We start from the raw sequence: 7,313 nt of genomic DNA, 5'->3' as shown, positions 1-7,313 counted from the left end.
ACTACATCCTATATTCACCAGAACTTATTTTCTCAAAAATGTTGGTAATGACAAGCTCTTAAGATCCCGTGAAAAGTCAGGTTTATTTCTAATAAGATCCCGTGAAAAGTCAGGTTTATTTCTAAACTTGACTCGGTTTTTAGACCGTTTTTCGGTTTTAGACAAACGACGTTGCAACCGTTTCAACGACTTCTCACTTTTACGGAGATGTCTTGGATTCTCAACGGTTTGTCCGTCACTGTCAGTATAAAAATGAGTCAATCCAACATCCAATCCAATTGTTTTCGATGTTGGCTCTCGTTTCTCCAAACGTTCTTGGTCAATGCAAAACTGTACATAGTATCCGTCTGCACGACGTACTACACGCACTCGTTTGTACTGCTTCAATTGATAAAAATGCAAGTCACGGGTTCCCCACATGAGGAAGGTTCCCGCACCAAAACCATCGCTAAAAGTGATGTATCTATGATCGTAAGAAAGTTTCCAGCCTGTTGTTTTGTACTCGACAGAGCCATGTGTCTGTTCAGACTTGAAACGTGGATATCCTTTTTTCCCGATAATCTTTTTCTTGCAGTTATCAAAGAAACGAGCAATTGCAGACCAAGCTCGTTCGGCACTAGCTTGTCTAGCCTGAGAATTGAGCTTGTTGGCCCAGGCAAATTCTTTCCCCAGGACAGCACAATATGCACTCAACTCATAACGCCCGATGTTACGATTATCCATCCAGTATCTCAGGCAAGAATTCCTGACAAAACGAGCAGTACGAATTGCTTCATCAAGCCTCTCATACTGCTCAGGTCGTCCCTCAAGTTTTGCCTCGAATACCAACATGGTTACGTCATTACATCTGACGTAACCTATTTGAGCACAAAAACTAGACGGCACATAAATGTGCCGAGTCGCCTTTCATCCACCGGATAAATCGCAGTGGCTTTCAGGCTCCCGCGCTATCTCTGTAAACAAATACCCATTTTTTAAGATCGTTTAGCGGCAATCTTCGAGCGACGTGCGCTACCAATTTACTGGCAATTTTTGGACAAACGAGGAGCTAGCAATTTAGCCGAGCAGCAATCTCTATAAGACCCGGAATGAAAATCTTTTTAACGGGAATAAAAGTGACTCAACAAAAAGGATTTAATCGCGCCTCGATCGCGGCAAGAGTGGAAACGCAAGTACCGCTCTAAAGTCGAGCAAGAACCTTGGTATTTACTCCCCAATTTTTCGACGTTAGAAGAAGCGGTAAAAGCTCCCATTCGATCGGAAAGGTTTGAGAGCTATGACCATTATACAGCAAGCTTTTTAACTAGGTTGTCACCCCGTCAGGATGTTTACTATGCTCTTCTTTCATGAAACCACCCTGCTTCCTCAATTATCTTTGGGCTTTCCTAGACTTATTTATTTAGGAACTGTTGGAGCGGCTAATTGGCGTTGTCGCCGCGAACTTTGATTATTCGCTCCATTTAGCTCGCGCCGCCGCCGAGTTGTAGGCTGTCCTACAGTATTATTCGATACGACTGGCTGCCGCCTTTGTCGTCGAGCTTGCGTAGCTACTGGTTTCCGAGTTGAATTTGTGGCTATGTTATTGCGCCGTACTCGACGCGGGGTAGATGAAGACGTTCTTGTTCTATTATTTGAATTTGTTGCGACACTAGAGCGACGTACTCGCCGATTAGATGTTGCCGTGTTAGATGTGGTTGCTCTTCTCGATGAAGTGGCTACGCTTTGTCGTTGTCTGGTAGCTGGAGCGCTTGTGCTATTTGTTGCCGTCTCCATTTGTCGCCTGTTTCTGCCCGGTTGTGCCGCAGTTGTCTGTTGTCTCCTTTGTCGTGCTTGGTGCTGTCTTGCGCTTTCTTGAAGTTGGCGGTGACGCTGAGATCCTTCTATGGCGTATTCAGTGCCTATTGTCACCCCTTGTCGTCCGCGCGGGGATGGTTTTAATTTCCACTCCTGTGCTTGTCTTACCGTAGCCTCATCTAAATCGCGGTTGCCACTGGAGCGAACAACGCGCACGTTAGTGACATTTCCTTGTGCATCTGTATCGACAGCAACTTCTACTCTACCCTCTACGCCATTGCGTCTTGCTTGTTCTGGATAAGCTGTATCACATTCTTTACAAGCGGCGCGACCGTCGCCATTACCAGAGCCGCCATCGCGACGGGAACGTCTTATCTCAGTTGGTGGTTGGGGAGTAGTCGAGCCAGTTGCAACTATTTCGCTTTTTCTGCGTCCGGTACCAGTATTATTGCTTTCTACTGTGCCAGTTCTATTACTATTCCCAAAAGCAATACCAGAGTTGGTTTCAATACCTGTGAGTACTCCTACATCTTTTGAAACAGCACCAGTTTCCAGGCTACTGATGGCGGGTTTATCTGAAAAAGTATTGTTGGTTGTGGGGGTAGTATTTGAGGCAGTTCGAGAAACCGATCGTTCAACTGGTTTTTCAGAAACAGTGGTTTTTCTTAGTTCTTCTTGGGCAGGTTGCTGTCTAGAAATAACCTTTTGCTTCTCAACTTTCTTCTGCGGTTGAGATTGTGGAACTGGAACGGGAATAGGCTGATTCTCTTCGATTTTCTCTTGAGGCGGTTTTGGTGTTTCTTGCGTCTGAGGTTCAACAAAGGTAATTTCAATTGGCTTGTCTTCTTCTATTTGTGGCGCTACAGACAAAAGATTAGTTAGTCCAGAAGCTAAAACTCCAATATGTACGGCTAACGAACCAATTAGACTGACAGCCAAAAAAGATTTTACAGATTTGGCTTCTTTCGCTCGCTGCTCTGTGGCGGTATTAGAAAAGCTCATAGCTAGTTGCCAGTTATTAGCAGTAACCTAATAAGGTTAAAACGTTTATTTGAGAAAGTCAACCATAATAGAATTAAGTAGTTTTGCAAGGTCATAGTTATTAAGAAGGCTGACAGGTCATAGCGATCGCGCCCTTTATTAATTCTCTTCTCTAGCAGTAGTTTGCGCAATTGCCTACTTTTACAGCTTGTCGTTTGACTCTTCAAAGTGGCTTAACATATTTTAAATTAATGTTTTAGGCTTATAAACTAGATACAGGTTGCGATCTCCGATGTGAGGAGTGAGAGTGAAACAACAAAAATTTTCCGCTTGGGGATGGTGCCAAATAGCCTTAATTGCTTGTACCAGCGCCATTATTGCACTAACAGCACAAATCGCTCGCGCCGAGAATCTTAAAATTTCTCATCTACTACGGATCTGATTCTATTGTATTGGGTTTGTTTCCCGGACGCGATCGCGACTTTTATTCTCCCCACCATCGGATTTACCAGCTTACCCATTCTTTATCTCGTCTGTATTTGATTTCAGTTTACTTATAGCATGGCGCTCGTTCCCATGTATGCGCTCATGATGGATTACAGTCGTTTGGGAATGGCAGGTTTTGATTTTACCTTGCAAGTTTCTATTGTTTTTGTTGGCAGTCTGTTCGCTGGGACGATAAGTGGTTTTATTGCTAAGGCGGTTGGCTATCAAGGCGCGTTTGCAATTAGTGTTGCTCTTTCTCTGATTGGCGTTGCACTGGTTTCCATCGCTTTGAGCCATAATGACGACAATCCTCTCAATCTGTAGTTTAACATCTCAAAAAATTAATAAAGATTTGTAAATATCGAAGCGTTTATTGATAAAATTTATCACTATGCCAAGCAATATTGATTTGGAACTAGTTAATGGAAATAGATAAACTTTTTACAGCAGGTGGCATCGTCATGTGGCCCCTGTTAGGATGTTCTGTGTTGACAGTGGCACTAATTGTCGAACGCAGTCGTTTTTGGTATCGCATTTACAAGCGTCAAAATCGGGTAATTAGAGAGGCTTTAAAACTCTATCGCTTCGACGATCTCCCAAGCGCGATCGCCATACTTCGTCAGAACAAAGATTTACCGATCCCGCGCATTTTTCTTTCAGCATTAGAGTTAGAAAGACCAACCCCAGAAAAGTTTCGTTTGGCATTAGAAAGCGAAGCTCAAGCAGAAATCCCGATTTTAAAGCGATTTCAGACGGTATTAGATACAATTGTCGGTTTGGCTCCCTTGTTAGGTTTGTTAGGAACGGTATTGGGTTTGATCCTTTCCTTTCAAGGACTAAATATTGGCGATGTGGGAGGAACCAAAACAACAGTTGTCTCGGCAGGAATTAGCGAAGCGCTTGTCTCGACGGCGACTGGAATGGTAGTAGCTATTTTTACGCTCGTTGCTGTCAACACCTTTCGGGCTTTTTATCAGCGTCAACTGGCATTAATTCAAGAGTATGGCGGACAGTTAGAGATTCTTTATCGCGATCGCTACGAAGGAGAAAAAACCTATGCGACTACAAGATGAAAGAGATGAGTCACCTTTAGTCAATCTCATTCCTATGATTGACGTAATTTTTGCGATTTTGACGTTTTTTATTATGTCAACGCTATTTTTAACGCGATCGGAAGGGTTGCCAGTAAATTTGCCAAAAGCAGCGACGGCAAAAGAACAGCAGGTTCCCGCCAAAGCAACAGTGACAATAGATAAGGACGGAAAAATTAGCCTTAACCGCCAATCAACGACGATTGAGGCTTTAGAAGGCGAAGTGAAAGCTTTTATCGGCAATAAACCCGAAGCAGTGGTGATTATCAATGCCGATGAGGGAGTTCATCACGGACAGGTAGTGACAGTCATGGATAAAGTGCGGCGCATACCAGGGGCCAAATTAGCGATCGCAACTCAAAAACCTAACTAACTAATCTACGTTCCACAGGTTGTACTACTTAAACCCATGCCAAAACACCTTTTATTTGTTTGCCAATCTTGCCACCGTTCCTCAGAAGAACTAGCAGAGAATCAACCCAGCGACGGATCTATTTTACTTGACGAACTCAACAGTTTATGCAATCAAAAATTTTCTTCCGAGCGACTAGAAATTAAACCTGTAGAATGTCTTTGGGCTTGCGATCGCGGCTGTGTCGTATCTGTAGCAAGTCAAGATAAACCCACTTATCTTTTCGTCAATCTTCTTCCAGAAGACAGCCCAGCAGCGTTACTAGAATTTCTGCAATTATATATCAAGAGTCGTAAAGGCTCTGTGGCTTGGACAAAGGTTCCCGAACGGTTACAGTCCGCTATTTTCGCACAAATTCCGCCTGTAACAGTCGCTAAAAAGTAAGAATTAATAAATCGAATCGCGCAACTCAAAAACCCAATGAATCTGCGGCGAAGACCTGTCGTTGGGCTAAGTGAGTTAAGATTTCTTGACGCGATCGCCATGCCACTCGCAACTGCTTGCGAGCAAATAACTCCAACTGTTCGCCAACATGAGATGAATTTGGCTGAGTTGCATTGCCATAGCTAGTTAGTACCATCGCTTTAACGGGATTCGAGAACTCGATCGCAGCAACATAAGAATCGCCATCAACCGAGTAAAATCGCCCGTTATCCCCAGACTCGAAATTGACAACTCGGAAAATGCCTAGATCTCCAAACCCCCCATTAGCAGGAAGATCGACTGTACCATACTGCAATCGAAAAACTTCTCCCCATTCGATATCTAGTTTGCCATAAGCTGCCTTAACTTTAGCAGATGCCGTTTCTAGGGCTGTTACTGCTTTTTGGGGATCTTTAAGTCCGTCAGGGGTAACGCGGGGAGCGTTTTCGCGCCAAGGAATCGCAAATGAATTCGGAAAATCCATTTCTTGCGTCCAAAAGTCAAATAAAACTGCTCCCTGACTGTCTGCATCAGCTTGACGATCCCAAGCTTGCAAGACTTGCACCGCTTGACGCACGCTTGCTTTATTCGATCGCCGTGCGGCATCAATTAAGTCGTCGAGAATGCGATCGGCTAGTTCCATTCGCGTTGAATGTTTGTACTCGATCGCTTCTTTCAATGATATTTTTTCATCTTCAGCTAACATCCGTGCAGATCGCTGCGCTCGAAAATTCATAACGCCGCGCGGAGCCATATAAGCTGGATAATCATCTGGGTTGAGAGCAAGGGGGAAAGTTGTCGTCCAGGGCGGATCGTTGGCATTTTGCAGCCAACCGCTTTTAGGATCGAGTAGGCGCGGGAGATCCTTGTAGGGGTGAGTTTTTGTCCACAAAGTAGCAGAGGTGTCGCCGGGGATAATTCCTTGCCAATAGTTAAAGTCACCGCGATCGCGGACGGGAACTTGACCGTTAAATAGATGCAGGATATGTCCGTCTCGATCCGCATACATGACCGTAAACATAGGCAATTGCAAGCGTTTTAGCACTGCCTCAAACTGAGTAAAATTAGTGGCACGCGCCATATCCCACCACTGTTCTAGCGCTCTCGCTCGGTCGAGTCCTGCTACTCGTAGCGCGATAGGCTTACCGTCTTTTTCTGCTACAATCGGGCCGTGAATGGAATGTCGCACCAAAAATGTTTCTTGACGAAAACTTCCATCGCTCTGTTTAATTTTTAAAGTTTGCTCTTGTGTTTGAAAGGTTTTAAGCTTACCATCAAAGCGATAGCCGCCATCAGCTAGCGTCAGTTCGTAAACATCCCAGCCATCATAAGTATTAACGGTATGCGTCCAACCTAAATTATCGTTAAACGCGATCGCTAACACCGGAATTCCGACGAGAGTTGCCCCATAAGCATCAATTCCTGGAGCCACTATTTGCGCCTCATACCAAAGGAATAAATCCGACCAGGGAAGATGGGGATTGGCTAGTAGTATAGCGTTTCCGCTTTCCGAATGCTCTGGCGCGATCGCCCAGCCATTAGAGCCGTAATTGCGTTCCTGTTTGGTTAGTTCGGCAACCGTTGTAGGAGCGACGACAAAAGTAAAATTCAAGACTCTCTGCGCGTGAGCGAGTACATCTACTGCATTGACTGGCAAAACCACTTCAACTGAGTCATCAATGAGTTCGGGATGTTGTCGAGCATAACGATTAATTCCAGCGGCGAAAGCATCGAGATAGAGACGGAAAGTAGGACTTTGTGCCTCATACCAAGTTTGAGCGCGATCGAAGACTCCCATAGATCGCACCCAGCGATCCGATTCTAAATACTTTTCTCCCCAGTATTCGGTTGCTCGTCCGCGAGCGGTTCCGTAAAGGCGCAAAATTAAATTGCCATGACTTTGCATCTGCGACCAACCAAAAGCATAGAAAGCGTTTCGCTCATTTTTGCTGTAAATATGAGGTACGCCGTAAGTATCCCAAAGAATTTCGGTATTTGGTTCCTGGGCAAAACTGTGGAGTCCTATTGATAAAACAAAAATACAACCGAAGATTACAGATAAAAGCCGAAATTCGAGCGAAGATAACTTTTTCATGCGATCGCCAACTAAAAAATTCAACTTTTTC

General features: G+C 44.5%; 7 protein-coding genes and 1 pseudogene. 5 read left to right on the top strand and 3 right to left on the bottom strand.

Translation table 11 applies throughout. The annotated features are described in order from the left end of the window. Positions 1 to 39: 39 nt before the first annotated feature. Together NIES593_RS17455 and NIES593_RS17450 are read right to left on the bottom strand one after the other, a co-directional pair. A pseudogene (locus tag NIES593_RS17455) lies at positions 40 to 831 on the bottom strand (RNA-guided endonuclease InsQ/TnpB family protein); the annotation flags it as partial. 564 nt (positions 832 to 1,395) lie between these two features. Continuing rightward, positions 1,396 to 2,796 (bottom strand): energy transducer TonB, encoded by a 1,401-nt coding sequence (locus tag NIES593_RS17450; protein ID WP_073600793.1) that lies wholly within the window; start codon positions 2,794 to 2,796, stop codon positions 1,396 to 1,398. A 286-nt stretch (positions 2,797 to 3,082) separates the two neighbouring features. Here NIES593_RS17450 and NIES593_RS25285 point away from each other — a divergent pair, with 286 nt between their 5' ends. The 5 genes from NIES593_RS25285 to NIES593_RS17430 all read left to right on the top strand — a co-directional run bounded on the left by NIES593_RS25285 (position 3,083) and on the right by NIES593_RS17430 (position 5,148). Next, positions 3,083 to 3,217 (top strand): hypothetical protein, encoded by a 135-nt coding sequence (locus NIES593_RS25285; protein ID WP_281250759.1) that lies wholly within the window; start codon positions 3,083 to 3,085, stop codon positions 3,215 to 3,217. Positions 3,218 to 3,336: 119 nt separating this feature from the next. Continuing rightward, on the top strand, positions 3,337 to 3,585 hold the full coding sequence (locus NIES593_RS17445) for a hypothetical protein (protein ID WP_073600792.1): 249 nt from the start codon (positions 3,337 to 3,339) through the stop codon (positions 3,583 to 3,585). A gap of 98 nt (positions 3,586 to 3,683) precedes the next feature. Next, positions 3,684 to 4,334: a MotA/TolQ/ExbB proton channel family protein gene (locus NIES593_RS17440; RefSeq protein WP_073600791.1), complete on the top strand. Its 651-nt coding sequence runs from the start codon at positions 3,684 to 3,686 to the stop codon at positions 4,332 to 4,334. After that, complete coding sequence (locus tag NIES593_RS17435) at positions 4,318 to 4,725, top strand: ExbD/TolR family protein (RefSeq protein WP_073600790.1); 408 nt, start codon at positions 4,318 to 4,320, stop codon at positions 4,723 to 4,725. The genes NIES593_RS17440 and NIES593_RS17435 overlap by 17 nt, the downstream gene beginning before the upstream one ends. A gap of 36 nt (positions 4,726 to 4,761) precedes the next feature. Then, positions 4,762 to 5,148 (top strand): DUF1636 family protein, encoded by a 387-nt coding sequence (locus tag NIES593_RS17430; RefSeq protein WP_073600789.1) that lies wholly within the window; start codon positions 4,762 to 4,764, stop codon positions 5,146 to 5,148. Between the two features lie 25 nt (positions 5,149 to 5,173). On the opposite strand, the gene NIES593_RS17425 is transcribed toward NIES593_RS17430, so the two are convergent. After that, positions 5,174 to 7,282: an acylase gene (locus NIES593_RS17425; protein WP_073600796.1), complete on the bottom strand. Its 2,109-nt coding sequence runs from the start codon at positions 7,280 to 7,282 to the stop codon at positions 5,174 to 5,176. Between the last annotated feature and the right edge of the window lie 31 nt (positions 7,283 to 7,313).

This window comes from Hydrococcus rivularis NIES-593 (genome assembly GCF_001904635.1).
In the GTDB taxonomy this organism is placed as follows: domain Bacteria; phylum Cyanobacteriota; class Cyanobacteriia; order Cyanobacteriales; family Microcystaceae; genus Hydrococcus; species Hydrococcus rivularis.
This window is presented reverse-complemented; position numbering and strand designations above follow the sequence as displayed.